The organism is Novosphingobium resinovorum (genome assembly GCF_036352595.1).
GTDB lineage: Bacteria > Pseudomonadota > Alphaproteobacteria > Sphingomonadales > Sphingomonadaceae > Novosphingobium > Novosphingobium resinovorum_B.
Genome location: NZ_JAZFAX010000005.1, coordinates 142,133 through 169,116, shown reverse-complemented (window position 1 = coordinate 169,116; position 26,984 = coordinate 142,133). Strand labels below are relative to the sequence as shown.

At 67.0% G+C, this 26,984-nt stretch carries 21 protein-coding genes; 13 read left to right on the top strand and 8 right to left on the bottom strand.

All coding sequences use genetic code 11. The features are described 5' to 3' along the window. The 5 genes from V2S85_RS07290 to V2S85_RS07270 all read right to left on the bottom strand — a co-directional run bounded on the left by V2S85_RS07290 (window position 1) and on the right by V2S85_RS07270 (window position 6,561). Complete coding sequence (locus V2S85_RS07290) at window positions 1-762, bottom strand: energy transducer TonB (protein ID WP_330702274.1); 762 nt, start codon at window positions 760-762, stop codon at window positions 1-3. 8 nt (window positions 763-770) lie between these two features. Further along, window positions 771-1,886, bottom strand: coding sequence for a cytochrome-c peroxidase (locus V2S85_RS07285; RefSeq protein ID WP_330702193.1), 1,116 nt, complete (start codon window positions 1,884-1,886; stop codon window positions 771-773). After that, window positions 1,886-4,720 carry a TonB-dependent receptor gene (locus V2S85_RS07280; protein WP_330702192.1) on the bottom strand — a complete coding sequence of 945 codons (2,835 nt, stop codon included), beginning with the start codon at window positions 4,718-4,720 and terminating at the stop codon, window positions 1,886-1,888. Before V2S85_RS07280 ends, V2S85_RS07285 begins: the two co-directional genes overlap by 1 nt. Before the next feature lie 154 nt (window positions 4,721-4,874). Next, a complete protein-coding gene (locus V2S85_RS07275; RefSeq protein ID WP_330702191.1) occupies window positions 4,875-5,852 on the bottom strand; it encodes a FecR family protein in 978 nt (325 codons plus the stop codon). A 139-nt stretch (window positions 5,853-5,991) separates the two neighbouring features. Then, entirely contained in the window at window positions 5,992-6,561 is a 570-nt protein-coding gene (locus tag V2S85_RS07270; protein ID WP_330702190.1) for an RNA polymerase sigma factor, read from the bottom strand. A gap of 482 nt (window positions 6,562-7,043) precedes the next feature. On the opposite strand from V2S85_RS07270, the gene V2S85_RS07265 reads away from it, so the two are divergent. Next, window positions 7,044-7,991: a hypothetical protein gene (locus V2S85_RS07265; protein WP_330702189.1), complete on the top strand. Its 948-nt coding sequence runs from the start codon at window positions 7,044-7,046 to the stop codon at window positions 7,989-7,991. 27 nt (window positions 7,992-8,018) lie between these two features. Here V2S85_RS07265 and V2S85_RS07260 read toward each other — a convergent pair whose 3' ends face one another. Then, the gene (locus V2S85_RS07260; protein ID WP_330702188.1) at window positions 8,019-9,005 is read right to left on the bottom strand and encodes an MDR family oxidoreductase; all 987 of its coding nucleotides are present in this window, start codon (window positions 9,003-9,005) and stop codon (window positions 8,019-8,021) included. 161 nt (window positions 9,006-9,166) lie between these two features. Here V2S85_RS07260 and V2S85_RS07255 point away from each other — a divergent pair, with 161 nt between their 5' ends. The 12 genes from V2S85_RS07255 to V2S85_RS07200 all read left to right on the top strand — a co-directional run bounded on the left by V2S85_RS07255 (window position 9,167) and on the right by V2S85_RS07200 (window position 22,901). Next, window positions 9,167-10,051, top strand: coding sequence for a LysR substrate-binding domain-containing protein (locus V2S85_RS07255; RefSeq protein WP_330702187.1), 885 nt, complete (start codon window positions 9,167-9,169; stop codon window positions 10,049-10,051). A 250-nt stretch (window positions 10,052-10,301) separates the two neighbouring features. Beyond that, window positions 10,302-11,420 carry an amidohydrolase family protein gene (locus tag V2S85_RS07250; RefSeq protein WP_330702186.1) on the top strand — a complete coding sequence of 373 codons (1,119 nt, stop codon included), beginning with the start codon at window positions 10,302-10,304 and terminating at the stop codon, window positions 11,418-11,420. Window positions 11,421-11,428: 8 nt separating this feature from the next. Beyond that, window positions 11,429-13,126: a class I adenylate-forming enzyme family protein gene (locus tag V2S85_RS07245; RefSeq protein ID WP_330702185.1), complete on the top strand. Its 1,698-nt coding sequence runs from the start codon at window positions 11,429-11,431 to the stop codon at window positions 13,124-13,126. Between the two features lie 39 nt (window positions 13,127-13,165). Next, window positions 13,166-15,529, top strand: a complete 2,364-nt coding sequence (locus tag V2S85_RS07240; protein WP_330702184.1) for a TonB-dependent receptor — start codon at window positions 13,166-13,168, stop codon at window positions 15,527-15,529. Between the two features lie 2 nt (window positions 15,530-15,531). After that, on the top strand, window positions 15,532-16,797 hold the full coding sequence (locus V2S85_RS07235; protein ID WP_330702183.1) for an MFS transporter: 1,266 nt from the start codon (window positions 15,532-15,534) through the stop codon (window positions 16,795-16,797). Between the two features lies 1 nt (window position 16,798). After that, window positions 16,799-17,965 carry a thiolase C-terminal domain-containing protein gene (locus V2S85_RS07230; protein WP_330702182.1) on the top strand — a complete coding sequence of 389 codons (1,167 nt, stop codon included), beginning with the start codon at window positions 16,799-16,801 and terminating at the stop codon, window positions 17,963-17,965. After that, the gene (locus V2S85_RS07225; protein ID WP_330702181.1) at window positions 17,962-18,396 is read left to right on the top strand and encodes a Zn-ribbon domain-containing OB-fold protein; all 435 of its coding nucleotides are present in this window, start codon (window positions 17,962-17,964) and stop codon (window positions 18,394-18,396) included. Before V2S85_RS07230 ends, V2S85_RS07225 begins: the two co-directional genes overlap by 4 nt. After that, window positions 18,393-18,836, top strand: coding sequence for a Zn-ribbon domain-containing OB-fold protein (locus V2S85_RS07220; RefSeq protein WP_330702180.1), 444 nt, complete (start codon window positions 18,393-18,395; stop codon window positions 18,834-18,836). The genes V2S85_RS07225 and V2S85_RS07220 overlap by 4 nt, the downstream gene beginning before the upstream one ends. Before the next feature lie 4 nt (window positions 18,837-18,840). Then, window positions 18,841-20,040, top strand: a complete 1,200-nt coding sequence (locus V2S85_RS07215) for a thiolase family protein (RefSeq protein WP_330702179.1) — start codon at window positions 18,841-18,843, stop codon at window positions 20,038-20,040. A gap of 26 nt (window positions 20,041-20,066) precedes the next feature. Beyond that, on the top strand, window positions 20,067-21,401 hold the full coding sequence (locus V2S85_RS07210) for an LLM class flavin-dependent oxidoreductase (RefSeq protein WP_330702178.1): 1,335 nt from the start codon (window positions 20,067-20,069) through the stop codon (window positions 21,399-21,401). Further along, window positions 21,373-22,374, top strand: coding sequence for a fumarylacetoacetate hydrolase family protein (locus V2S85_RS07205; protein WP_330702177.1), 1,002 nt, complete (start codon window positions 21,373-21,375; stop codon window positions 22,372-22,374). Before V2S85_RS07210 ends, V2S85_RS07205 begins: the two co-directional genes overlap by 29 nt. 74 nt (window positions 22,375-22,448) lie before the next feature. After that, window positions 22,449-22,901 (top strand): tRNA (cytidine(34)-2'-O)-methyltransferase, encoded by a 453-nt coding sequence (locus V2S85_RS07200; RefSeq protein ID WP_330702176.1) that lies wholly within the window; start codon window positions 22,449-22,451, stop codon window positions 22,899-22,901. A 7-nt stretch (window positions 22,902-22,908) separates the two neighbouring features. Here V2S85_RS07200 and V2S85_RS07195 read toward each other — a convergent pair whose 3' ends face one another. Both V2S85_RS07195 and V2S85_RS07190 read right to left on the bottom strand, forming a co-directional pair. Further along, on the bottom strand, window positions 22,909-24,228 hold the full coding sequence (locus V2S85_RS07195) for a M20/M25/M40 family metallo-hydrolase (protein ID WP_330702175.1): 1,320 nt from the start codon (window positions 24,226-24,228) through the stop codon (window positions 22,909-22,911). 266 nt (window positions 24,229-24,494) lie between these two features. Then, window positions 24,495-26,837, bottom strand: a complete 2,343-nt coding sequence (locus tag V2S85_RS07190) for a TonB-dependent receptor (protein ID WP_330702174.1) — start codon at window positions 26,835-26,837, stop codon at window positions 24,495-24,497. Between the last annotated feature and the right edge of the window lie 147 nt (window positions 26,838-26,984).

The window sequence follows — 26,984 nt, the reverse complement described above, 5'->3', positions numbered from 1 at the left end:
TCAGGAGGTGGGGCGATAGGTCATGGGCACGATGAAATGGAGATGCGCGGCCTGTAGCTGGCGCGGCGGGCGGGGGTAGGGCACGGCGGCGCGGATCTGTTCGAGCGCCAGCGCATCGAGCACCGCGACGCCGCTGCTGCGGGCAATGGCGACGCCCGTGGCCTCGCCGCCGGGGGTTATGTCGAAGCGTACCAGCACGCGGCCCTGCATGCCGGTTCGCGCCAGATGGGCGGGAAACTCCTTGGCGGCGCGGATGTGGCGGAACACGCGCAGGGCATATGTGTCCGCGCCCTTTCCGGCTCTTGCCGGTGCCGCCTCGGCGGAGGTCGAGGACGTGGAGGGCTGGGCGTCGCTGCGGGTCGCGCTGGCGGATTGACTGCCTGCGGCGTCGTCCGCGTGAGCGGACTTGGCGGGCACCTGGCCGGGAGCGGGGGGAACGATGGTCGCTGCCGCCGCCGCCGATTGCTGTTCCGACAGGACCAGGCGGACCGGTTGCGAGGAAGCCGGCGTTAGCGCGGCGCGGCTCTGCGGCGTCACCTCGGCGATACGAGGCCGTTCGGATGGGGCGGTCTCGGCCTTCGACTGGGCCTTCGACTGGGGCCGGGGCGTATCGGGTGCCGACGATGTGAGGGCGATCGTCGTGAGATGCTGTCCCCGCTCCGCCTCGACGAGACCGGCGGAGGTATCCTGCCATCCTGCCCAGGCGAGCAGCAGCGCGAGCCCATGGACGCCTGCTGCAAGGGCGGCGGATTTTACTTGCATCGTCACGGTCACAGCACCTTCAGGAAAGCGACGAGCGCGGCGTGCTCCTGCGGCGTCAGGCCGAGAGGGGCCAGCAAGGGATCGTGCGTGGGCGGGGGCGCGTCTCCGCTCCGCGCGGTGCGATCCTTGCCGCCGCCTGCATTGTATAGCGCGACCACTTCCTCTAGCGTCGGGAACAGCCCGTTATGCATGTACGGCGCGGTGCGGCCGATCCCGAGCAGCGGGGCGGTGCGGAAGCGGCCGACATCGGCGGCATCGCCGGTCACCTCGTAGCGGCCGAGGTCTTGCAGGTTGCGTCCGTAGTAGCTGATGCCGAGGTTGTGAAAGCGCCCGTCGGACAGCAGCGGGCCATTGTGGCACGACACGCAGCCGGCCTTGGTGCGGAACAGGTGCAGGCCCATGCGCTCCTCGTCGTCCAGAGCCCCGCCGCCCTTGACGAGCACCGTGTTCCAGCGCGAACGGGGCGGGGCCAGCGTCTGCTCGTACGCCGCAAGAGCCCGCGCGATGTCGGCGATGGCAAGGGCGCGGGGGCCGTCGATCGCCGCGAAGGCGGCACGATACCCGGCATCCTCGCCGATCCGCGCGACCACGGTGCGTGCATCGCCGGCCATTTCCTTGCGATCCATGATCGGATGCAGCGCCTGCTCCTGGAGGCTGTCACTGCGCCCGTCCCAGAACAACGGCGTCATCCACGCAGCCGTATAGAGCGAGATGGCGTTGCGGCGCCCGCGCTGGCGCTTGTCGCCATAGGCGGTGCGCAGGCCGTCGCCGAGCCCGAGTTCGGCGCTGTGGCACGACGAGCAGGCGATCTGGCCGCTGCCCGACAGCGCCGGATCATCGAACAGTCGCTTGCCGATCGCCGCCAGCGCGCGATCCTTCGCGTCGCTTGCCGGCAATGCCGGAAGCGGTGCGAATTCCGCGAAATGGGCGCCCTGCTTGAGCTGCGGGCGCGGCCAGCTTGCCGGCAGCCCGGCGTAGAGCCGGCGCAGCTCCGCCGCCGGTGGCATCGCCTTTTCGGCCGACGCCACCGGCTTCGCCATCTGGCCCGATGCCTGCGCCGCGATCACGCAGAGCGCCGCGCAGGCCAGCAGACGGCACCACACTTTTCCGACAGGCAAGCGCATCAGTAGCGGTACGTCATCCCGAACCAGATCGAGCGCCCATACTGATAGGGCTGCGAGGTCGCGGTGCTGTTCGGCGAGGGAATCCGGTCAAGCAGGTTGGCGACGCGCGCTTCCAGCGTAAGGCCGCCCAGCGCGCTGCGGATCACCTCGAACCGGGCGTTGAGATTGACGTCGATCGACTTGGGATAGACCACGTAGTCATAGAGGTCGTAAGTCGTGCCGTCGATCGTGGTGCTGGTGTCGGTGTCCTCGATGCGCTTGTAGCCGTTGCGGTAGCGCAGGTTGACGTTGGTGGTCAGGCGATCGTCCAGCCAGCGCCCGGTCCAGCTCGCGTTGATGATGAGCGGGGAGGCCATGCTGGCGCGCTGGTTCATCTGCTCGACGGCGGCGTAGGACAGCACCTGATCGCCCAGCGCCACCATGGTGCCCTCGGTGATATCGTCGATGTTGTCGAAGTAGTCCCAGTTTGTAGACTCGGTCTTCGAGTAGTTGGCGTTGAGCGCGACCGAGTGCTTGCCGAAGGTCCGGGTCCACTCGATCGAGCCGCCCTTGTACTTGCTGTAGCCGTCATTGGTCATGACGTAGTTGGTGTAGGTGGAAGTGTTGCCGTTATCGAGGGTCGTCGTGAGCTTCTCTCCCGACGACATCGTGAATTCATTGCTGCCCTCGCGGTAGATGCCCTTCACGCGCAGGGCACCGCCCAGGATGCGGCCGGACACGGCGGCGGAAAGTTCGTCGGAGTAGGGCGTCTTCAGGTTGCTACCGGAATAGCTGGTGGAGTGGCTGGTCGCGGACATGTACCAGTCGTCGTCCGAATAGACGTTGCTCCCGCCGCTCGCGGTGGCGGTCCGCTTGTAGGTGTAGTTGTCCGGATACTGCTCGCGCAGAGCGTAGGACAGCATCGAACGACCGTAATAGCGGTTGGCGCCCAGCGACACGCTCCAGTCATTCCACGGAAGGTCGTAGGTCGCGGAGAAACGCGGCGCGAACGTATGATTGCCGAGGAAGCTCTCGTAGTCGTAGCGGAGCCCGGCGCGGATCGAGAAGCGCCCGAACTTCACCGCGTATTCGGCCCAGCTGGCCACGCTGTCGAGATGGACCCGCGCGGTATAGGCGGCGTAGAGCTGCGCCGCCGTCAGCGCATAGTCCCCGGTCACGCAGGTCAGGCTGTCGCCATCGGCGCAGACGATCGTGCTGGCCAGCGATTGCGAGGTGCTGGTGTTGTAGAACCAGTTGTCCTCGGGCCGGCGCCGCATCGCATCGATGTGCTGGTAGTCGATGCCCGCCGCGAGCGTTCCCGGCCCCACGTCGCGCGACCACTTGCCTGACAGGCCATAAGTGTCCTGCGTCTGGTCGAGATCGCCATAGCCGCCGATGGTGCAGTTGGTGGAGGTGCAGATGCTGCCGGTGGTCGTCCACGAGGGCACCCGGTAGCGCGTCGATGCCGCCTCGCGCCCGGTATCGCTGTGTGCGAAGGTACCGGTGACGGTCCAGTCGCTTTCCCCGGAATGGGCGAGTTCCAGCTTGCCGGTCACGCCGCCGCCCTTCGAGGTGATGGTGTTCTCGACCGCTCCGTCGTCGGTATATTCGCTGCTGTAGGGCGAATAAGCGAACTGCCCGGTCAGCTTGAGATCGTCCGCCAGATCGGCATCGAACTTGGCGAGGAGATTGTCGCTCTTGCTGGTCTGGCCGAACTTGGCGTTGTCGTAGGCTTCGGAGCGCTGATAGGTCACGTTGGCGCGCGATCGGTTGTAGGCGATCAGCAGGCCGACGTCGGAAGAGACCGGGACATCGACGGTCACGCCGTAGCGCCATTTCTCGAACGCGGGCTTTTCTGGCATATCCTCGTCCGCAAGGGCCGCGCGCGACTTGTCGGAAATACGGTAATGCGTGAGGGCGTCGGAGCTGTAGGACACCGAACTCGTCAGCCCCCAGGCCCGCTTCGGGGCGCGGGTCTTGACGTCGAGCACACCGCCGGTGAAGCGGCCATACTCCGCCGAGACGTTGGAATCGCGCACCGTAATCTCGCCGATCAGGTTGGTATCCACCCAGATCGACTGCGGGCTGGCGCTCATCAGTTCGTAGACGTTTTCCGTGACGGACTGCGTGGTGTCCATGCGCGAATTGACGTCGATGCCGTCGAGCGTGACGAGGTTGTCGTAGTAGCGTCCGCCCGAGATCGAGATGTCGGCCGGGCGCAGGTCCATGATATCCTCGCGCGTGGCCAGCCCCTCGTCGTTGGAGAACTGGACCGTCGGCAGGATCTTGAGCAACTGGTTGGCATCGCCCGATCCGGCCGAACGAGCCTGGATGTCGGCCTCGCCGATCGTGCTCTCGCCGAACGCGGCGCCCGTGCCCATCACGTAGATGTCGCCCTGCTCGCCATCGGCGACCACTTCCGGCAGCACCTGGGCGGAACCACCGCCGGTGCTCGTGCTGTCCTGGGCCACGTAAGTGAGAAGGGGGGCAGCCCGCATCGCCTCCTCGGTCACATTCTCGAGCACGACGGTCCTGCCGTCGATCCAGCGCCAGCGCAGGCCGGTTCCGCTCAGCATGATGCCAAGCGCCTGCGCCGGAGTGAGGTCACCCTTGATCGCGGCCGTGCGCCGTCCCGATGCCAGGCCGCCCTCGGCGGTGATCTGGATGCCCGACTGGCGGTTGAACAGCACGATGGCATCGAGCAGCGGCTGCGCGGGGATGTCGAAGCTCGCCGCCGGTCTGCCTTGCGCGGCGGCCGGGGCGGCCAGCGTGGTAACGGCCATGGCCGTCGTTCCCAGGAGCACGGCGGCGATCATCACCTGCCTGTTGCTCCCATGGTTCATTGCCCCGCGCATCGATCATATCTCCTGTAAGGCAGATGGGATGCTATTGCGCATCACATGCATCTGGCGACTGTGCGGAGTGAGACGAGCGCGGCGGCCGGTTTTCCAAGGAAAATTTCCGGCCGTGTCGATCTTTCATATCAACATACTGATAATGCTTGAGATTCTACGATATCACGATCAGCCACGGAGTGATCCGGCGCATTTTGCCGCCCGCGTGCGAGACCAGCGCCGCCAGCGCTTCCTGCGGGTCGCGGGCGTTGTAGACGCCGTCCACCCGCTTGCGGCCGAGGTCGGCATCCAGCAGTACGATCCGTCCCGCGTACCAGGGACGCAGTTCCTCGATCATCTCGGCGATCGGCCTGTCCCGTGCGACGAGCGTGCCGGTCTGCCAGGCGCCCAGCAGTGCCGGATTGTCCCTGCCGCTCTCGATCGCATGATCCGCATCGACCCGGACCCACTGCCCGGGCGTGAGTTCGCGCGAGGTCGTGGACGCCGCGCCATGATCGACGACACGCACGCGCCCGCGCTTCAGCGATATGGCGGTGTCGCCCCCGATCCGCCGCACGTCGAAGCTGGTGCCAAGGACCGTCGTGCGCACCGTACCGGCATCGACGCTGAACGGAGCAGCCGGATCATGCACGACCTCGAACCAGGCCTGCCCCTCGATCAGGCGGACCACCCTTTCGCGCTTGCCGTAGTCGACCGCCATGGCGCTCGACGGTCCCATCCGAACGGTGCTGCCATCGGGCAGGCGCAGGGCCCGGACTTCGCCCGGCCCCGTCACGTAGTCGGACTGGACATGCAGAATGGCGACAGGTGCGAACCACAAGGCAAGGCAGGCTGCGACGGCCCAGGCCAGCAGAGGCACGCGGCGGCTCCCCCCGGCACGCGGGCTCCACCGGCTCGATCGCCGGTACTGCGGCACGCTCACCGGCTCCGTGCCCGCATGGCGCCAATGCGCTTCCAATTCCGGCCCGATCTCGCCGATCGCCTCGAAGGTATCGGTCGCGGCGACCCAGGCGATGGCATTTTCCGGCTCGGCGTCCAGCCATGCCTCGAAACGGTCGCGCGCGGACGGATCGTCCGGGATCTCTCGCAGAAGGACGAGCCAGTCGGACGCCTGCTCCGCAGTGCTGCGCATGCTATCGCTCACGACCGGGCCTCGCATGGGTTGCGGCGCAGGATCGCCATGCATCTGGCCGGGGTGCAAAGGAAGGGTGTCGAGACCTCATCCAAGCGGGACGTTCGAGCACGGCACTTTTCCAGAAAAAATTTCCGCCTCACCGCCCGATCCTCTCGATGCCGCAGCGAACGGTGCAGGCCGTGATGCCGTCCGATATGAGCAGATGGGCGAGAGACACCGATATGCCCAGTCGATCGGCTATTTCGCGCAGCTTGTAATCGCCGAACCGATGCATCTCGATGGCGAGGCGCTGACGTTCCGGCAGGCTGCGCAGTACCCTCAGGACGCAGGAGAGATCGCGTTTCGCGAACGTCTCGCGTTCCGGGGTGGCGCTGGCGTCGGCGACCGTGCGCGTGGCGCTCTGCATGTCGGCGCCCAGTAGGCGGCTTTCGCGCATCCGCTGGCGCAGCCTGTCGATGGCGAGATTGCGGACGATCGTGCGCAAGTATCCGACCGAGTCGCGCACATCGCCGCTACCACGCTGCGCGGACAGTGCCAGCCATGCTTCCTGGACGATGTCTTCGGCCTGTTCACGGCTGCCGGTTATCTTGGCGGCGTAGTCTGCAAGCGCTCGGCGTTGCGCCATGTACGTGCGCATCGTCGGCGTTTCGTCCTGGCTGGACGCCTGCGTTTTCCTGTCGATCAATGGGCAGCCTTTCGTGCCCACGGATTCCGGAAGGATCGAAATTCGGCACTCTTGCGATTCGTTCGCAAATGGCGATAGGCATTCCGTGCTGGCAGGGCAAGACCATATGGGTCGCTCCTGCCGGTGGCGCTCGGCGCGGATTTCGGCACCCGGTTCGCAGCAACCCGGGAGGATGTCCGCCGGTTGAAGGGCCGGTGGCCATGCCGCAACCCCATCGACCCGACCGATACCTCATATCGAGATTTCGCCTGCGGTCAGGTTTCGTGAGAACGACTAGGCTGCCTGCAACCAGGTTAGGGAGAGTTAGGCCGGTGCGAAGATCTTCCATCATTTTTTGCGGCGTGTTCGTCTTCTCGGGACCATCGGCATGGGCCGGTGAAGCCGCCCAGGAAACTTCCGCCGCCCCGGCGCAGCGAGAGGAATGCCGCGCACAAGGTGCTCTCGTGCCTATTTGCGGCGTACCTTTTCCCGAGGATATCGAGGCCGTTCCAGGTACGACGGGCGTGATCGCCAGCGACATGCATCTGAAGATGGGGGCCGCCGGTCTCGAACCGCAACCGGGGGTGCTCAAGTGGGTGGACCGCAGGACCGGCGTCGTCTCGCCGCTCTATCCATCGCGCGATGCGGCGGCAGGACGGCCCGACTGGGGCGACCCGTCGTGTCCGGGAGAGATCGGGGCCGTACTGCTGCCCCACGGTATCCACTTGTCGAAGCGCGGTGACGGCATCTGGCAACTTCTCGTCGTCAATCACGGCGGCCGGGAATCGGTGGAGTTCTTCGAACTGGGCGCCCGCAAGGGCAAATGGTCGGCACGCTGGCGCGGCTGCGTGGTGGCGCCTGCCTCCAGCCATCTCAACGACGTGGCTGCTTTGCCCGGCGGCGGGTTCCTGGTTTCCACCATGCACATGGGCGCGAACGAAGAGACGCGCAGCGCTGCGGTGAAAGCGGCCAAGGGCGAGAATACCGGCTTCCTGTGGCGCTGGACGCCGGGCAGCGGGATCAGCCGCCAGGCCGGAAGCGACGCGCCCATGCCCAACGGCGTGCAGGTCGATGCTGCGGGCCGCTACGCCTACGTCAACACCGCCAGCAAGGGCGGCGACGTGCGCAAGCTCGACCTGGCGAGCGGGCAGGTCGTGGGAACCGTAGCGGTACCGAACCCGGACAATGGATCGTGGACGGCAGATGGCCGTCTGCTCGTGGCGGGGGTGGCCGCCGGCCCGAAGCCCATGCATTGCTTCAAGGATCCGGGCGCGCCCTGCCCGGCGCCTTCCGAAGTCTATGCGATCGATGTCGAGACGATGCAGGCAGAGCGTATCTTCGCCCACTCGGGCGCGCCGATCAACGCCGCGACGGTGGCGGTGCAGGCCGGCGACGATCTGCTGGTCGGCAGCTGCTTCGGCGACACTATCGTCACCGTCCGCAATGCCTTCAAACGGCCAAAACCGTCGTGAGCGCAGGCTCGTCGTCCGCTGCGCCGGTCAATCGCCGCAGTTGACGACGAGCCGCCCCCTGACTTCGCCGTCGAGCAGCCTGCCGGCGTAGTGCGGTACATCGTCCAGCCCGATCGTGTCGATCATCGATGCCAGAACCTGCCGGTCGGTCAGGTCCGCCAGACGCTCCCAGATCGTCTGGCGCAAGGGCATCGAGCGGTTCACGCTGTTGACCCCCGCGATCGTTATGCCGCGCAGCACGAAAGGCGCGATGCTGCCGGGAAAATCGAGCCCCTGCGCCATGCCGCATGACATGACGATGCCGTCGTCGAGAAGCCCGGCGCACAGGTTGGCCAGGGTGTGGCTTCCGACATTGTCGATGCCGGCCGCCCACCTGGCCTTGGCCAGCGGACGGCCGGGCGTGGACAGGTCCGCGCGCTCGACGATCCCGGCCGCGCCCAGTCGCGTGAGGTAGGCCGCCTCGCTCGCCCGCCCGGTCGCCGCCAGGACGGTGTAGCCCAGCCTGGCGAGGAGATGGACCGACAGCCCGCCCACGCCGCCACCCGCGCCGGTCACGATCACCGGGCCGGACGCCGGCACGATACCGTGGTTCTCGATGCCGATGATGCTCAGCATGGCGGTCAGCCCCGCGGTGCCGAAGGACATGGCATCGAACGTCGAGAGGGCCGCGGGCAGCTTCACCAGCCACTCCGCCGGCACGCGCACCAACTGTGACAGACCGCCGTTATGATCGACGCCGAGGCCGAACCCGGTCGCGACGACGCGGTCGCCCACGGCAAAGCGGGCATCCGCGCTGTCCACCACGACGCCGGAGAAATCGATCCCGGGGATGAGCGGGAATGTCCGGATGATGGGGCCCCGGCCACTGACGGCAAGGGCATCCTTGTAGTTCAGGGTCGAGTATTCGATCCGCACGGTGACCCCGGAAGGGTGGTCGTCCAGTTCGGTCAGCGTGCCGAATGCGCTCGAATGGCTGTTATCGTCGTTGCGCACGACGATCGCGTTGTAGGTCATGATCTGCGAACCTCTCCATGCCGGACGCATCGCCCCGGCGCCGACGGAACGATGGTATCGGCAGGATGCTAGCTTGCCCGCTCCCATCAGGATATCGAGGAAAGCCATATGGGAGGTATCGATCGAATCGATCGGTTCGCGGCAGTTGAAGGCAGGCCGGGATGAAAGTGACAATTCGCCAGCTTCAGGTCTTCGACGCCGTGGCGGCGACGGGAAGCGTCACCGCCGCCGGCAATCGCCTGAACATGAGCCAGAGCGCGGCAAGCGCGGCGCTGACCGACCTGCAGGTCATCCTGGGCCGGCAGCTTTTCGCGCATGCCCGGGGCCGCCCCCTGCAGATCACCGACGAAGGCAAGCGCCTGCGCCCGATCATCCGCTCGGTGCTGGGAGAGATCGAGGACATCGAGGGCAGCCAGGACGGCCGGCCCCTCAACGGCCAGCTCGTGCTGGGAGCGACGCCGATGGTCGCCGAGACGATCCTGCCCCAGCTCTGCGTCAAGTTCATGCAGGAGCACCCCGAAGTCCAGATCCGGGTGGAGACGGAATCCACCATGGATCTGTTCGGGCGGCTCGGGCGCTTCGAACTGGAAACGGCGGTGATCGAGAACTTTCCCGACGTGCCCGGCATCGACCTCACCCCCTGGCGCACGGACGAGATGATCCTGATCGTGGCCCCGGATCACGACCTGGCGCAGCGTCGCCGCCTGACGGTGCGCGACCTTGCCGGAGAGCAATGGTGCCTGCGCGAAGCGGCGTCGTCGGAATCCGCCCGCCTGCGCTACATCCTGCACGAACAGATCGGGCAGATCCGTGTCGCGTTCGAGACGACGAGCAACTGGGGCATCCGCCAGGCGGTGATGGCCGGAGGCGGAATCGGCTGCCTGTCGCGCGAAATCGTGAAGGACGACCTGCAGTCGGGCGGTCTGATCCAGCTGGCGGTCTCCGGCTTCTCCTACACCCGCGCGCTCAGCCTTGCCCGCCCCAAGAGCATCACGCGCGGCCGCCTGGTGACGACTTTCGACCGGTTCCTGATCGAGAACGCCTAGTTTTCGACGCATTTCGCGCGGCACTCCGCGCACCCCGACCTATCGATAATTTCGATACGGGTGATCCGAAATTCGTGGGTATTCCGGTTACTCAACCTCGCATACCAATAACGCCATAGAGAGAAGCGTGACCGCGAACTCGCAGGTCGCACGGGGAGAGAAATTTCGTCCGAACAGGCGGACTGTTCCCGTGTCACCATGAAGAACCTGACGACAGAGATGGTTCGAGGTTTCATGTCGGAGAGGGATGATGACTTTCGTATTCAGTGCGGACGGCCATTTCGTCGAGCCCGCAGACTTGTTCAGTGAAGGTTTGCCGCCTTCGCTGCGCACTTTCGGTCTTCATGCCGTCAAGCAGGATGACTTCATACTGTCGATGGCCGGCGACAAGGTGCTCCAGAAGACCCCGATCGAGCGTGGCCCCCCGCGCCTCGGGCCCGACGGCGAACCCTTTGGCCGGCCGGACCGGCGCGGCAACCGCGAAGTGGAATTTCGTCTCCAGGACATGGCGCTCGACGGCGTGGACGCGGAGATCGTGTTCCCCAGCCTGGGCCTGACGGCCTACATGATCGAGAACGCCGAGGCGGAACTGGCCACCGCGCAAGTCTACAACGACTGGCTGCAGAGCCTGCTCAAGGACCACAGCGACACGTTCGTGCGCTGCGGCATCCTGCCGGTGCGCGATTTCGCGAATACCATCGCCGAGATGGAGCGCCTGGCCGCGCTGGGCTTCACATCGGCCATGCTGCCGAGCCTGATCGAGCGCGATTCAGGCATTCCGCAGTACACCAGCGATGCGTGGGATCCGGTGTTCGACGCGGCCCAGCGGCTCGGCATCGTCTTTTCGCTCCACACCGGGACCGGGCGTAGCGACGTGCGCAGCTTTCGCGGCGCGGGCGGCGCGGTGATGAACTACATGATCCAGGCCACCGACGGCATGGTGACGATCGGCGCGATGGTCGCGGGCGGTCTGCTCGACCGCTTCCCCGGCGCCAAGGTCTGCGTGATCGAGGGCGGCGCGAGCTGGCTGGCGGCGCTGGCCGAACGCATGGACGAGGTCTATGACGCGCACGAATCCTTCGTACGTCCCAAGCTCTCGCTGCTGCCGCGCGAGATCATCGCCCGGCAGGTCGCCTGTTCCTTCCAGACCGACCGCGCCTGCATCATGTCGCGATCGGTCACCGGCACGGCGGCGCTGATCTGGGGCGCGGACTATCCGCATCACGAGGGCACCTTCCCCCGCTCGCGCGAGGTCATCGCGCAGCTGTTCGAAGGCATCGACATTTCCGAACAGGACAAGGCCGATATCGTCGGCGGCAATGCCGCGCGGCTGTTCCGCCTGAACCGCCCCGAGTTCGCGGCCGGCTGATGGCGAGCATGTCGGTTCAGGAGCCCGGCCGCCTGGCGTGGCGGGCGGCAAGCGAGGAGGACCGTGCGGCGCTCGAAGCCGCCCGCTCGCGCACGATGTGGCAGGTGCTGGTCGATGCCGCCGCGCTCGATCCGGACCGCAAGGCGCTGGTCGCCGCCGACGATGACGGCGCGGTGACGCATCTGACCTACGCCCAGCTGCTGGAGCGTGTGCGCAACCTGTCGGCCGGTCTCGCCAGCATCGGCGTGGCGCGGGGCGACCGGATCGCGCTGTGGATGACCAACCGGCTGGAATGGGCGGTCTCGTTCTTCGCGGCGGGGCGGATCGGCGCTGCGGTGGTGCCGATCAACACGTTCCTGAAAGCCCCCGAGATCGCCTATTGCATCCAGCAGTCGGGCGCGCGGCACCTGATCATGCTCGACCGCTTCCGCAAGCTCGACATGCCGGAAATGCTGGCCGGGATATGCCCCGAGTGGGGTGACGCCCGGGGCCCCGGCGAACTGTGCTCGCGTGCGCTGCCGGACTTGCGCAATGTCGTGCTGTTCGCCCGCGAGGGGACGTCGCACCGGGCCGCGTTCGACTGGGCGGCGCTGGAAGCAGTCGGGGCTGCCGCGCAGGACGACTGGCTGGCGGCGGCCGACCGGATGGCCGCGGCAGTGACGCCGCAGGACGTGTTCGTGGTCAAGTACACCTCGGGCAGCACCGGCTTTCCCAAGGGCGTGATGCTGCAGCAGGGCGGGTTCGCCGCCAACGGCATCCTGCATGCCGCGCGCACCGGCATGGGGCGGGAGGACGTCTACTTCTCGATGATGCCGATGTTCCATGCCGGCGGCAGCATCTACGGATTGATGAGCATGCTGCCGCAGGGCGGAACGCTGGTCTTCACCGAAGCCTTCAGCGTCGAGCTTGCCATCCGGATGATCGGGGAGGAAGGCGCGACGATCTTCGTCGGCGTGCTCGGCAAGGAAGTGGTGATGGAAGCGCATCAGCGCGGCATCGCGTTCCCCCGCCTGCGCATGGCGCCCTTGCACAACGACGTCGCGCGGCAGGTGATGCCGAACGTCACCTTCGCGTTCTCGCCCTATGGACTGACCGAGACTTACGGCCCTTGTGCGATCACCGGGCCGGCGGACGACCCCGCGCGGATGCTGTCCACGGGCGGACGGCCGCTGCCGGGCAACGAAATCCGGGTGATCGACCCGCAGACCGGGAACGATCTCGGCCCCGGCGAAGTGGGCGAGGCGTGGGTCCGGGGCAACACCATGATCGGCTACTGGAACAAGCCGGAGGAGACGGCGCGGGCGATCGACGCCGAGGGCTGGGTGCATAGCGAAGACCTCGTGAGCATCGATGAGGACGGCTACGTCACTTATCGCGGCCGCCTCAAGTTGATGGCCAAGGTTGGCGGCGAGAACGTCAGCCTCGAGGAAGTGGAACGCTGCCTCGCCGGGCATGAGGGCGTCACGCATTGCGCGGCGGTGGGCGTATCCGATCCGCGCAAGGTCGAGGTCGTGCGCGTCTACGTGGTTCGCCGGCCGGATATCGCGATCAGCGCCGACGACCTGCATCTCTGGCTCAAGCCGCGCCTCGCCCATTTCAAGCTGCCGCGCGACATCGTCTTCGTGGACGACTTGCCGAGGCTGGGCAGCGGCAAGCTCGATCGTATCGCGCTGGCGGCATGGGCGACGGCGGCGGTGGCGATCTAGGCACCGAAAGAACGACAAAACGATAAACGGAGGGATGGGATGAAGCGGTTCAAGGAAATGGTGGCAACGGGGGCAAGCCTGTTCGTGTTGGGAATGCCGGCGTGCGCGGACAAGGCCATGGCGCAGGAGACCGGCCTGAACGCGGACTCCGCCGCCGACATCATCGTCACCGCGCGGCGCCGGGACGAATCGCTGCAGGACGTGCCGCTGACCATGCAGGCGGTCACCAGCCAGGAAATCGAGAAGCTCAACTTGCGCGAATTCCGCGAGATCCAGGCCCTCGTTCCGGGCCTGTCGCTGGGGCAGGAGCCCAACGGCGTCGCCACCCGCGCCACGCTGCGCGGCGTTGCCTTCGACGCGAACGCCAGCGGCAACAACGGCACCATCGAGTTCTACATGAACGAGGCGCCGATCACGGCCGCCATCCTGTTCCAGTCGATGTTCGACGTCGGCCAGATCGAAGTGCTGCGCGGACCGCAGGGGACGCTGCGCGGCCGGGCATCGCCATCGGGCTCGATCACCGTCACCACGCATAAGCCCGATCTTTCGGAAGTCGGCGCGACGATGATCGGCACCGTCAACAGTTGGGGCGATGCCAACGGGCAGGCCGCGCTCAACATTCCGCTGGTGCAGGATCGTCTCGGCATCCGGCTGGCAGGCGTCATCGACGAGACCGACGACAATCGCATCCGCAGCCTGAACGACGATGCCAGGCCCAGCCGTCGCACCCAGGGAGGCCGACTGTCGGTCCGTGCCGAGCCGATCGACGGCCTGACGCTCGACGCGAGCTATACCCAGACCATCCGCCATGCCGCCACGTTCCTCCAGTCGGAATCGCTGGACTATGCGGACCCGACTGCGGCACCTTCGCCGATCGCGCTGACTCCGAAGGACCGCGTGTCGGTGATGTATACGCCTTTCACCTTCCGCCAGAGCTTCACCGTTTGGAACTGGGCGGCGCAGTGGCAGGTGCTCGGCCAGTCGCTGAACTATGTCGGTTCGCACAACAAGCAGCGCTACACCTCGCTCCAGCCCAATGACCTCGGCGCGGCGCTGCCCTCCACCGCGCCGGAGGAATTTCTCGACGCGGGACAGGTTTCCGCCACCTCGCCCACGCAGACCAATCACGAAGTGCGCCTGTCCTCGGACCAGCGGATCGCCGGCATCTTCGACTATGTCGTCGGCGCCATGTGGAACAAGCTGAACAACCCGACGGTGCTGGATATCCAGACCCCGGTGTTCGTCGGCAGCACCGCCAACCCCCTGCTGGTCAACCACACCGAGGTCGAACGCTTCGGCGGTTCGCACGAGCGCTCCTTCTTCGGCAACGTCACCGCGCACCTCGGCGACGCGACGGAGATTTCGGGCGGTGTCCGCCGCATCCGCTACCATACGACGGGCGGGCTCATCAGCGGGGGCGTGTCCATCCCGGCAGCGGATGAGGACCGCACCTTGCGCGCGACGATCTATTCGGCGTCGATCAAGCACAATTTCACGCGCGACCTGATGGCCTATGCCAGCTTCGGCACGTCGTGGCGCCCCGGATCGGGCTCCAATCCGGTGCAGCTGCGCAACCAGTCCCAGCCTTACGGCCTGCTCGCCAGCCTCTATTATCCGGCGCCGGAGAAGTCGAAGTCCTACGAGCTGGGCGTGAAGTCGCAGTGGCTGGGCGGCCGCCTGCGGGTCAACGCCACGGTGTTCCACCAGACCTTCGACAACTTCGCCTATGCCGCGCCGAACATCTTCTACATCGCCGACGTCGGCGGCTCCGTCGGGGTGCGTTCGATCACGACGCTGACGGTGGGCGTCCCCGCCAAGGTGAACGGCGCCGAGCTGGAGATTTCCGGCACGCCCACACCCGGCTGGAACATCGGCGCGACGATGAGCTACGCCAAGGGCACCATCAACAACGCGACGATCCCCTGCAACCCCTACTCGGGCATTCCCACCGCCGGGCAGATCTTCGAGGCATCGGGCGGCGAGCAAGTCTCGGTCTGCGAAGTCGATAGCGTGCGCGCCGGCCCGAGCGCGCCGTTCACCGCAACCGTGCAATCCGAATACACCGCCCCGATCGGCGCGGGGATCGACGGCTACCTGCGCGGCCTGACCAGCATCTACGGCAAGTCGCAGAACGACCCGGTGAACCCGATCGACGACATATCGGCCTATGCGCTCGTCAACCTCTACGCGGGTGTCCGTGCGGACGATGGCGCCTGGGACATCGGTTTCTACGCCAAGAACCTGTTCGACACGGACAAGGTGCTCTCACGCGGGTCGACCGCTCCGGTGAGCGGGGCATCGGTGGCCGGCGGCGTGCCTCCTGTCAGCCGCTACCGGGTGATATCGATGACGCCCCAGCGCGAGATCGGCCTGACCGCCCGCTTCGCCATCGGCAGTCGCTGACCGTGACGGCAGGCACCAGCTACTTCGGCGAGATCAGGCGCAACGGCGGGTCGCTCGCGGCCGCCAGCCTGGGCTCGGGCGCGGGGCTCATGCTGATGAGCTACACCACCACGATCTTCGGACCCTATCTGGTCCGCACGTTCGGGTGGTCCCGCTCGCAGTTCGCGCTGATCGGACTGTCGATGTTCTCGACGTTGCTGGCGCTGCCGTTCATCGGCCGGCTGTCCGACCGCCTCGGCGTGCGGCGCACGGCCCTGGTCGGGGTGCTGGGCATCCCGGCGTGCCTGACCGCCTACAGCTTCATGGACGGCAGCTTCGCGGTCTACTTCCTGATCTCGTGCACGATCCTGGCGCTGGGCAGCTTCACCAGCCCGGTGGTCTATACCCGGCTGGTGGCGGCCGACTTCGACAAGGCGCGCGGCCTTGCACTGACCATCGTGACGATCGCCCCGGCCGTGCTGGGGGCGATCGCCGCCCCGCTGCTGACTGCGGTGATCGACGCATGGGGGTGGCGCGCGGGGTATCGCGCGCTGGCGCTGCTCGTGCTCCTTTGCGGGCTGGCGGCGATCGCGCTGGTGCCGCAGGGCAAGCGCGAGGACGCGGCCCATCCGCTCGCGCACGTCCCCACCGCGCGCGCCGACTACCGGGCGATCCTGCACAGCCCGCCGTTCTGGATGATCCTGGCGGCGATGGTGCTCTGCACGCTGCAGACCCCGCTGCACAGTTCGCAGATGGCGCTCATGCTGACCGACAACCATCTCGCCAGCGGCGCGGTGGCGGGGATGATCTCGATCTACGGCGTGGGCACGGTGATCGGCCGGATCGGCTGCGGGCTGGCGCTGGACAGGTTCTCGCCGCCGGTGGTCGCTGCGATCTCGATGATACCGCCCGCGCTGGGCTATGCCTGGCTGGCCGGCCCCCTGGACGGCGTCGCCGGGATCGGCGTCGCCATGTTCTTCGTGGGCTTTGCGGTCGGCGCGGAGGGCGATCTGCAGTCCTTCCTCGTCGCGCGCTACTTCCCGCTGCGGATATTCTCCACGACGCTGAGCCTCGTCTACTGCGGCGTCTTCGCGGCCTCGGCGCTGGGGGCCTTGCTGCTCAGCGTGTTGCTGCGCCACAACGACAGCTTCGCGCCGTTCCTCACCGTGGTCGCCTGCGCGATCGCGCTGGGCAGCCTGGTATTCCTGCTGCTTCCACGCGGGAAGACGCACGAGATCGAGGAACGCAGTGCTGTTCCGCCGAAGCTGCCCGCCCTGGAATTGCAATGACATGACCGGAAAATCCCGCTCAGCGATCGTCGGCAGCGGCGCGACGCCTTACTACTTCCGGGGCGAAAGCGCGCCGCAGACCGTGCTGGAGCTGATCGACAAGGCCGTGCTGGCCGCGGTCGCCGATGCCGGTCTGACCATCGACGAGGTCGACGGCCTCGCCTTCTTCGCCTTCGGCTTCGACACCGGCATGATCATCGAGCAGTTGGGGCTGAGGAACGTCACGTTCGCGCACTGCGTCTCGGCGTTCGGGGGCGGCATGGCCGGGATGCTCGATCTGGCCGACATGGCGGTCTCAACCGGGCGGGCGCGCAACGTGGTGTGCATCGGCGCGACGCAGCAGGTGGGCCGCCGGGTCGGCCAGGCGCTCGGCAACTTCGCGGCGAGCCCGGACAACATCTTCCACCGCATCGCCGGCCTCAATGGTCCCGGCCAGGCGCTGGCGCTGTCGGCCCGGCGCCACATGCATGAATTCGGCACCCGCCGCGAAGCCTTCGCCGAAGTCGTCATGGCCTCACGCGCGGCGGCGGCCACCCGCGAGACGGCGTTCCGGCGCAAGCCCCTGTCCATGGACGAGTACTTCGCGGCGCCGATGCTGGCCGATCCGATGTGCAAGTTCGACTTCTGCCTGGAGACCGACGGCGCCCTGGCCTTCGTCGTCACCGATGCCGAGCGCGCGCGCGACAGGCCCCACCCTCCGGTCTACATCGCCGGCGCCGCCCAGCACGGCAATGCCGACTGGGGCCGCGCCTTCTTCTGGCTGGGGCAGACGCCAGAGGCCTTCGTCTCGGCGGGCGGGGTGAAAGTAGCCCAGCGGCTCTATGCGCTGACCGGCATGACGGCGGCGGACATCGACGTCGCCTGCCTCTACGACCATTTCTCGCCGCTGGTCATCATGCAGCTCGAGGACTTCGGCTTCTGCGCGCGCGGCGAGGGCGGACCGTTCGTGGAAAGCGGCGCGATCCGCATGGGCGGGACGATCCCGGTCAATCCCCACGGCGGCCACCTGTCCGAAGCCTACGTCGTGGGCATGACGCATATCCGCGAGGCGGTGGAGCAGTTGCGCGGCGTCGCCGTCAACCAGGTGCCGGGTGCGCGCACCGCGCTGGTGACCGGCGGCCCGGCCCCTACCCCGATGACCGCCGCCATCCTGAGCAACGAACCATGACCCCGAACATCACCGGCAGCATCACCCCCGACTTCACCGCCCTGCAGATCGCCCGCGACGTATGGAGCGAGCCGTTCTGGGCGGGAGCGGAAGACAACGCCGTGCGCATGCCCGCATGCAGCAACTGCGGCACCTTCCGCTGGCCCGCCGGACCGTTCTGCCCAAGTTGCCATACGCAGGGCGTCGAATGGCGCCCGGCGGGCCAGGCGCGCATCTACAGCTTCACCGTGCTCCCAGTGCCGGGCGAAGGCCCGCCCCGCGTCCGCATTCCCGCGCTGGTGGAATTCGCGGACGCGCCCGGCGTGCGCCTCGTCTCGGTGCTGGTCGATGCCGATCCGGCGGCAGTCGCCATCGGCCTGCCGGTCTCTATCGACTGGATCGCCGCGAGCGACGGCAAAGTCCCGGTATTCCGCATGGAGCCGGCCGCATGACCCTCGCCGACGATGACGACGCGGTCTTCGCGCATTTCCACGACGTCCATATCGATCGCGACAACATCGCCCACTATCGCGGGCTGATGCGCAGCCGCCTGCTGATCAACCGCTGCAGCGACTGCGGGCACTGGATCTATCCCCACCGCCCGCTGTGCCCGGAATGCCTGAGCATGAACGCGGTGCCCACCGAAGTCAGCGGGCTCGGCCGGCTCTACATGTGGACCCTCATCCACCAGTCCCGCGACCCGGACAAGCCGCTCGCCGAGCCGATCCTGGCCGCCGCGATCGAACTCGTCGAGCAACCGGGGCTGCGCTATCTCTCGCGCGTCGTCGGATGCCCGCCCGAGGCGCTGCGGCACGACATGCCGGTCTCGCTCACCTGGATCGAGGAAGCGGGACGACGCTGGCCGGTCTTCGTGCCGCTGAAGGCGGAATAGCACGGTGGCGCGCAACCCGCTCAAGGACCAGGTGGCGATCGTCGGCATCGGCTCCACCCCGTACAGTCGCGATCTCGGCCGCAGCGAACTTTCGCTGGCGCTTGAGGCCGCGGTCGCGGCGATCCGCGACGCAGGGATAACCCCGCGCGAGATCGACGGCATCTGCGGCACCGGCATGACCCCGCTGGCGATGGGCGGCGCCGGCTTCCTGAGCCTGCAGGGCGCGCTCGGGATCGAGGCATGCACATGGGGCAAGAACGGCTGGCTGGGATCGGCGCTGGTGTTCACCGTGGAGGCGGTGTTCTCCGGCCTGTGCGACATGGCGCTGCTGGTACAGGCCAACGTGCGCGGAGCCAGCATGTCACGCGCCGCCGCGCGCGATCCGTTCCGCGCCAGAGCGGCCCGCTACGCCGACGTCGGCGGCGACGTGGGCCTTGGCGATTTCGCCAAGCGCTGGATTCACTCGGGCGAGCCCTATGCCGCGATCATGCGGCGCTACATGCACGATTTCGGCGTCGGCAAGGAGGCTTTCGCGATGATGGCGGTGAACTGCCGCAACCAGGGCGCCGCGAACCCCGACGCGGTCCTGCGCCACCCGCTGACGCTGGACGACTATCACGCCAGCCGGATGATCTGGGATCCGATGCAGATCGCCGACATGGACGTGCCCTGCGACTGCGCCGAGGCGCTCGTCATCACCACCGCAGAGCGCGCCCGCGACATGGACGTGAAGCCGGTCTACGTCCACGCCATGTCGCTGGGCGGCACCAGGATCGGCGAATACTACGAGAACTTCGGCGGCTGGCGGGACAATTCCTTCCAGGTCGCCCATCGCGGGCTGTGGGAGCGCAGCGAACTGGCGCTGCCCGACATCGACCTGTTTTACCCCTACGACGGCTACACCATGGACGCGGTCGCGGTCACCGAAGCGGCGGGATACTGCGGGATCGGCGAGGCGACGGACCTTTACCGCTCCTCGTGGGACGCCGGCAGGGGCCTGCTGATGCTGGACGGGCGCGTGCCCGTCATGACCGGCGGCGGCGGCCTTTCCCATGGCCGGGCGGGGGGAGCGAACCTCTATGCGGAAGCCGCCCGGCAATTGCGCGGGGACATGGGCGAACGGCAGGTCGCGGGCGCCGGGGCGGCGCTGGTCTCGATCGGCAGCTTCTTCCACGACCCTTCGGCGGTGGTGCTGCGGGCCTGACATTACAGAAAAGGGAGTATCTCGGCATGAACGGCGCAACGAGAAAGATGAAGCTGGGTGCCTTCTGCGGAGGCAGCTACCATCAGGCCGGCTGGCGGCATCCCGATGCCGACAACGCATTCGGGCAGGACTTCGCGCCCTGGGTGGAACTGGCGCATCGGCTGGAGGCGGCCAAGTTCGACATGATGTTCATCGCGGACACCGCATCGCCCGGCGATGCGGAGAATCCGGACGTCTTCCGCTACTCCGCCGGCGGCGACAACTTCGAGCCGATGACGCTGCTGGCGGCGCTATCCGCGCATACCACTCACCTCGGCCTCGCCGCCACGATCGCCACGTCGTACCGCCCGCCTTATGACGCCGCGCGCGAAATCCTGTCGCTCGACCGGATCAGCGGCGGGCGCGTGGGCTGGAACATCGTCACCGGCATTTCGCCCGACGACGCCGCGCAATATGCTGACCAGAACTTCGTGCCGCAGGAACAGCGCTATGCCCGCGGCGAGGAATTCGTCGATGTCGTGCTGAAGCTGTGGGACAGCGTCCAGCCCGGCGCCTTCCCCCGCGACAAGGAAGGCGGCGCCTACAAGGATCTCGACCGCATCCATCTCATCCGTCACGCGGGCGAGCATTACCGCGTGCGCGGCCCGCTCAAGGGCGCGCCATCGCCGCAGGGCCGCCCGGTGCTGATCCAGGCGGGCCAGTCCGAGGAAGGCCGCGCCATGGCCTCACGCGTGGCGGAGGCGATCTTCACCGCGCAGTCCACGTTCGAACAGGCCAGGGCCTTCCGCGACGACATCCGCGCCCGCGCCGTGGCCTGGGGCAGGAACCCGGATCACGTCAAGGTGATGCCCGGCGCCCTGGTCGTGCTGGGCGAAACGCGCGAGGAAGCGCAGGCCCGCTGGGCCGAACTCGATACCCGGATAGACCTGCGCGCGGCGCAGGCCCGGCTGCAACTGGCGCTCAAGGCCTACGACCTGAGCGGGCACGACCTCGATGCGCCGTTCCCCGACGTGCCTCCCGAATCCGTCGTCAGCCGGGGCAGGCATCACGTCGAGGCGGCCAAACGCGAAGGCCTGACCTTGCGTCAGGTGCTCATCCGCTCGTCCGCGTCCAACGCGCATTTCGCGGTGATCGGCACCGTCAAGGACGTAGCTGACGAACTCGCGCACTGGTTCGAGAACGGCGCGTGCGACGGTTTCAATATCATGCCGGCGGTGAACCCCACTTCGTTCGAGGAATTCATCGAAAAGGTGGTTCCGGAGCTGCAAAATCGCGGGCTGTTCAGGACAGAGTACGAAGGAACGACCCTGCGGGACAACCTTGAGGCACCCAATGCCCCCATCCCGCTGTCGAAAGCCTGAAATTCAGAACAGAAAATGCCATTCGAACTTCATGAGAATTCCTGGGGAGGAATCGAGCCCGCCGCGTCCGGTACGCGGCGGGCCTTTTGTTCCTGCCTGCCCTGAACCCAGCCCCACATCGCTTTTCGAGGATGGACGCACCATGCATATCTGCCGCTACACCCTGCCGGATCGCTCGGAACCCCGCGTCGGCCTGCTGGGCCCGGACGGGGTTCGTGATGTCACTGCCGCGACCCGGGATATTCCCGCGATGCACTGGCCGGTGCCGCCGGGCGACGCCTTCATCGCTCATCTGCCGATGCTGCGCGCGAAAATCGAACGGCTGGCAAGCGACGCCACCCCGATACCGCGCGATGCGGTACGCCTGCTTTCCCCGGTCGCCAATCCGGGCAAGATCATCTGCGGCGTCGGCAACTGGAAGCACATGGGGGCGCCGCTGGGGATGCTCGGCTTCCTGTTCAAGGCATCGAGCGCGGTTGCCGGTCCCGACGAAGGCGTACAGATTCGCTGGCCGCACCGCACGACGCTCCACGAGCCAGAACTGGCGATAGTGATCGGCAAGACCTGCACCAACGTCAGTGCTGCCGAGGCACTCGATCATGTCGCCGGCTATACCGCTGCACTGGACATGACGATGAAGGGCGAAAAGGAATTTCATTGCTTCTGCAAGTCGTTCGATACGTACGGTATTCTGGGGCCCGCGCTGGTGACTGCCGATGCCGTCGCCGACCCCTCGATATTGTCGTACCGCTTCAAGGTGAACGGCGAGATCCGGGGGGAACGCAGCTTTCGCGACTTGACTGGCAGCCCTGCGGAACTGGTCGCCTTCGCGTCCAGCGCGATGACATTGTATCCCGGCGATGTGATATTATCCGGCGCGGCCGATGTGGACGAGGTCGTTCCCGGCGATGTCATGACCTTGGAGATCGACGGCCTTGGCCATATGAACGTGCCGGTGCGGATTTCCCATTGATCGAGGAAATCCGGAAGATACGCCCCGCGCTCTTGAACCTTGCGCCTCTCGCGCGGCGGCGCCAATGAGCGATGATGCGGATTGCCTTGTTCGAACCTGAAATCGCCGGAAACGTCGGCGCCGTCCTGCGGCTGGGAGCCTGCATGGGCGCCGGTGTGGATCTCATCGAGCCGATGGGCTTTGCGTGGGACGATCGCCGCGTGCGCCGCACCGCGATGGACTATATCGATCACGTCGAGGTGACCCGCCACGCCGGTTTCGATGCGTTCCGCGAGACCATCGGCGGGGCGCGACTGGTGCTGTTCACCACCAAGAGCAGCGCATCGGCCTACGAATTCGCCTTCAGGGCCGACGACATTCTCCTGTTCGGCAAGGAAAGCGCAGGCGTGCCCGCCGCCGTGTCCGAAGCCTGCGATGCGCGGGTGCGGATACCCATGCGCCCGCAGGTACGCTCGATGAACCTAGCCACCTCGGCGGCGCTGGCGCTGGGGGAGGGCCTGCGGCAGACCGGCAGCCTGCCGGGCTGACTGCAGGTCAGCGCGCCACCGACTTGGCCGGTTCGCGGCTGAGGCGGGTCATCAGCAATGCCGCGCGCTTGATCTGGCGGGGGAAGCTGGAAAGATCCACGCGCTCCTCCGGGGTGTGATCGCCGGTGCTGCTGGGCCCCAGCCCGACGAGCCCATCGATTTCGCCCGCGACGAAGCTGATGTCGCCGGCGCCGCGCTTGAGCGGATCGAGCGCGGGCATCGCCGGCAGCCCGAGGTCGGCGTTGATCGCGTTGAGGCGGCCGAGCAGCGCGCGGTTGCCCGCCGTCGGCGCCATCGGCGGATACCCGTCCTTGAAGGTGATCCGGGCATCGGTGCGCGGCAGGTGGCGGGCGACGATCGCCTGCATCTTCGCCCTGACCCGCTCGACCTGTTCGGGGCTGAGGGCGCGATAGTCCCCCTTCGCGATGGCGACGGGAGGGATGATGTTGGTCTTGCCGGTCGCCGCGATCGATGCCTCGTCCGCGCTCAGCCGGGCGGTGGCGCCGCCGGCGACGAGGCCGATGTTGAAGGTCAGGTTCGGTTCGGGCAGTTCCTCGCGGAAACTGTCGATGATCCGCGCCAGTTCGTAGACCGCGCCGCTGCCGACTTCGGGGGAGAAGATGCCGCTCGAATGGGCGGTGCTGCCGCTGGCGGTGATCGTGAAGTCGCCGGCCGAGCGCCGGGCGATCGAGCCGTAGTCCTGCCCGTCGATGACCACCAGCCCCTCGAAGTCGAGCGCCACGTCGGCCCGCTTGCCGGCAGCGACGAGATCGGCGCGGGCGAGGCTGACCGGCTCGCCGGCGGCTTCCTCGTCGCCGGTCAGGACCACCTCGATATTGGCGTGTGCCAGCGTGCCCGCCGCCTTCATGGCGCGCAGCGCGGCGAGCATCACCACGACGCCGCCCTTGTCGTCGGCCGCGCCGGGGCCGTGGAGCCTGTCGCCTTCGCGGCTGGCGGTCTGAAACGGAGAGCCGGGTTCGAACACGGTGTCGAGATGGCCGATCAGCAGCATGCGCGTGGTGCCGGGCTTGCCCGGGTGTGTAGCGATCAGGTGGCCGGCGCGCCCGACCGCATCCATCGGCACCCAGCGGGTCGAGAAGCCGAGCGCTTCCAGTTCGGGGGCGACCATCCGGCCGACCTTGCGCACGCCTTCGAGATTGCGGGTGCCGCTGTTCTGGGCGACCAGCCTGTCCAGCAATGCGAAGTCGCGCTCCGGATCGCTGTCCGCGGCGGCGATGGTCCTGCGTTCGGCGGGGGAGACCTTCGCCAGCGCGGGAGCGGCCATGGTCGCGGTGAATGCCAGAACGGCGAGGGAGGTGCGCAGCATGCCCGGACGATACCGCGCAATCCGGGCGGAGCAAGGGGCGACCGGGCGTGCGGCGCCGAGAGACTGTTTGGAAATTCGCGAAAGCGAATTTCGCGGCACCGGCCCACTCCCCCACCCGACCACCCAACGATAGTACCCTATGGGAGGTCGACCGGGGGAGTGGGCCGGTGCCGTAACGAAAATGCCCTGACGGGCATTTTCCAAACAGGCTGGTTTTTCCGATCAGGCGGCATCACCTGATCGGAAAACGTGACAGATCGACAGCTTCAGAAGTCGGCGGTGACGCTGAAGATCATCGTGCGCGGCGTCCCGATCCAGGCATAGTTGCCCGAGATGCCGCCGAGGTAGTCCTCGTCGGTGAGGTTGGTCACGTTGAGCGCGAAAGTCAGATCCTTCAGCGTGTCGGTCAGCGCCTGCCCCTTCACCGCGACCGAAAGGTCGGTGAGGAAGTAGTTCTTCGCCGTCCAGTCGTTGGCGGCATCGACGAAGCGGTTGCCGGTGTACTTGCCGGTCAGGCCCAGCGTGACCGGGCCATACGTGTACGTGCCCGAGAGCACCCACATGTCCCTGGGGATGCCCGCGACGCGGTTGCCCGCCGTCACGCCCTGCTCCGCGTCGAGTTCGGCATTGCCGGTGCCGCGGTACTTGGCGTCGATGTGGGTATAGGAGCCGTAGAGGCTGAGCCCCGCGACCGGGCGCACGTTGGCGAGCAGTTCGAAGCCTTCGGAGTCGATGCCGCCGGCGTTGAAGAAGCTGCCGTCGCCCTCGCTCAGGTAGTCCGGGCCGGCCGCAGTCGAGCTGGGCACGAAGATCACCTGGTTGGAGAACTTGCTCTTGAACCAGGTGGCCGAGGCGTTGAACATCCCATTGGAGTAGCGCGCGCCCGCTTCCCAGTTCTTCGCGGTCTCGGGCTTGATGCTCTCGAAGGCGTCCTCGCTGTATTCGAGCAGGGTGTCCGAGAGCGCCTTGAAGTTCTCGGAGTAGCCGCCGAACAGGTCGAGGCCGGTCATCGGCTCCACCTGGATACCGCCAGAGAGCAGCACCTTCGACTTCGACTTGATGCTGGTATCGGCGCTCTCGCCGAACAGGTCGGTGCGGTCGAGGTGGTTGATGAACTGCTTGACGCCCAGGTTCGCGTTGACCGGGCCGAACACGACCTGGTCCTCGGCATACCACTTGAAGGTGGTCTGCGGATACTTGCGGTCGTACTGGGTCCAGTAGGGCGTCGCGTCGTAGGCCGGGCCGGTGGCGGTGTCGGTGACGTGGTGCCAGTCGCGCCATTCGCGGCGATGGGTGTCCTCGTACCAGACGCCGCCGCGCAGGGTGTTCTCGATCTGGCCGAACTGCATGGTCCAGGCGCCGTCGAGGGTGCCGCCGAGCCGGTCCTTGCGGTAGTGCGTGTGGCGGTAGGACTGCTGCTGGATGGCGCCAGCTGCGGTCGGGGCGACGATCTGGCCGGCGGCGTTGGTTGCGAAGTAGGTCGGCGTGCCGGAGCCTTCGGGCAGGCTGGCCCACCATGAGGGCGTGCCCTTTACGGTGCTGGTGCCGTCGATCTCGCTCTGGGCGCCGGTGTCCTGCGTCACGTCGACGATGTAGGGCGGGGCCCAGTCACCGCGCCCGGCCATGTCGTGGTAATAGACCGAGGCCTTGAGATCGAGCGCATCGGCGATCTTCGTCTCGGCCTTGAGATAGGCGAAGAAGTTCTTGCGCAAGGTGCCCCAGACGCCGCGATAGTTCTGGTCGGCGGCCGGAACGCCGGTCCAGGTGCCGTTGAGGCCGTCCTCGTGCGGGCTGGCGGCGTACTGCGCGGGCGAGTACATCTGGTCGTAGTTGTTCTCGTAGGCGTCGTCGTAGCTGGCGTAGCCGGTCAGCTTGACGGGGGTGTCGACGATGAACTTCATCGCGAAGTTGTCGCGGTGATTGTTCGCCGAGCCTTCCATCCAGTCGGTCGCCTGCTGGTGGCCGTAGGAGAACCACGCCTTGGTGGTGCCGCCCAGGATCAGGCCGGTGTCGAAGCGGCCGTAGTAGCGGCTGGCGTCGAAATCGCCGACCGAGCCCGACAGGCGCACGCGCATGTCGTCGATCGGGTCGGCGGTAACGAAGTTGATGGTGCCGCCCAGCGCCTCGTTGGAGCGCGAGGCGATGTCGGCGGTGCCCTGGAACACCTCGACGGTGCCGATGTTGGCGGTGTCGATGAAGCGGTTGGCCTTGGAACCGCCGCCGTAGCCCGAGCCGCCGTTGGGCAGTCCGTCGATGGTCAGGCCGACCTGCTGGGTGTCGAGGTTGGTCTGGTAGCCGCGGATCGAGTAGGTAGTGGACCAGTCGTCGAAGCCGAAGGCGTCGCCTTCGTTGACCTGCACGCCGGGCAGGGTGCCGATCAGGTCGATGGCCGAGGCGATCGGCGACTTGTCGTCGATCAGCGTCTCGTCGAGCGCGGCGTTGTTGTAGGTGGTGCGCTGGCCGGTGACGACGATGGCTTGCGCATCGCCTTCTGCGGCATCGGCGGCGGCGTCGGCCGCCGCTTCGTCGGCAAGGGCTGGCGTGCCCGCGACGATTGCCGCGAGGCTGGCGCCGAGTACGGCGAAATGGCGAATGGAACGGATGCGCATGGTCTGATTGCCCCCTGAGCCGCAAAGTGTGTCGCAAGCTTTGTGCGGCGCAGCATCTGGGCGCTTATTCTGACATGCTGCAGTCAGTTCGAAGACGGTTCGCGGACGTTTCGGCGACCATCCTATGACCACGCCGCCGACCGTCAC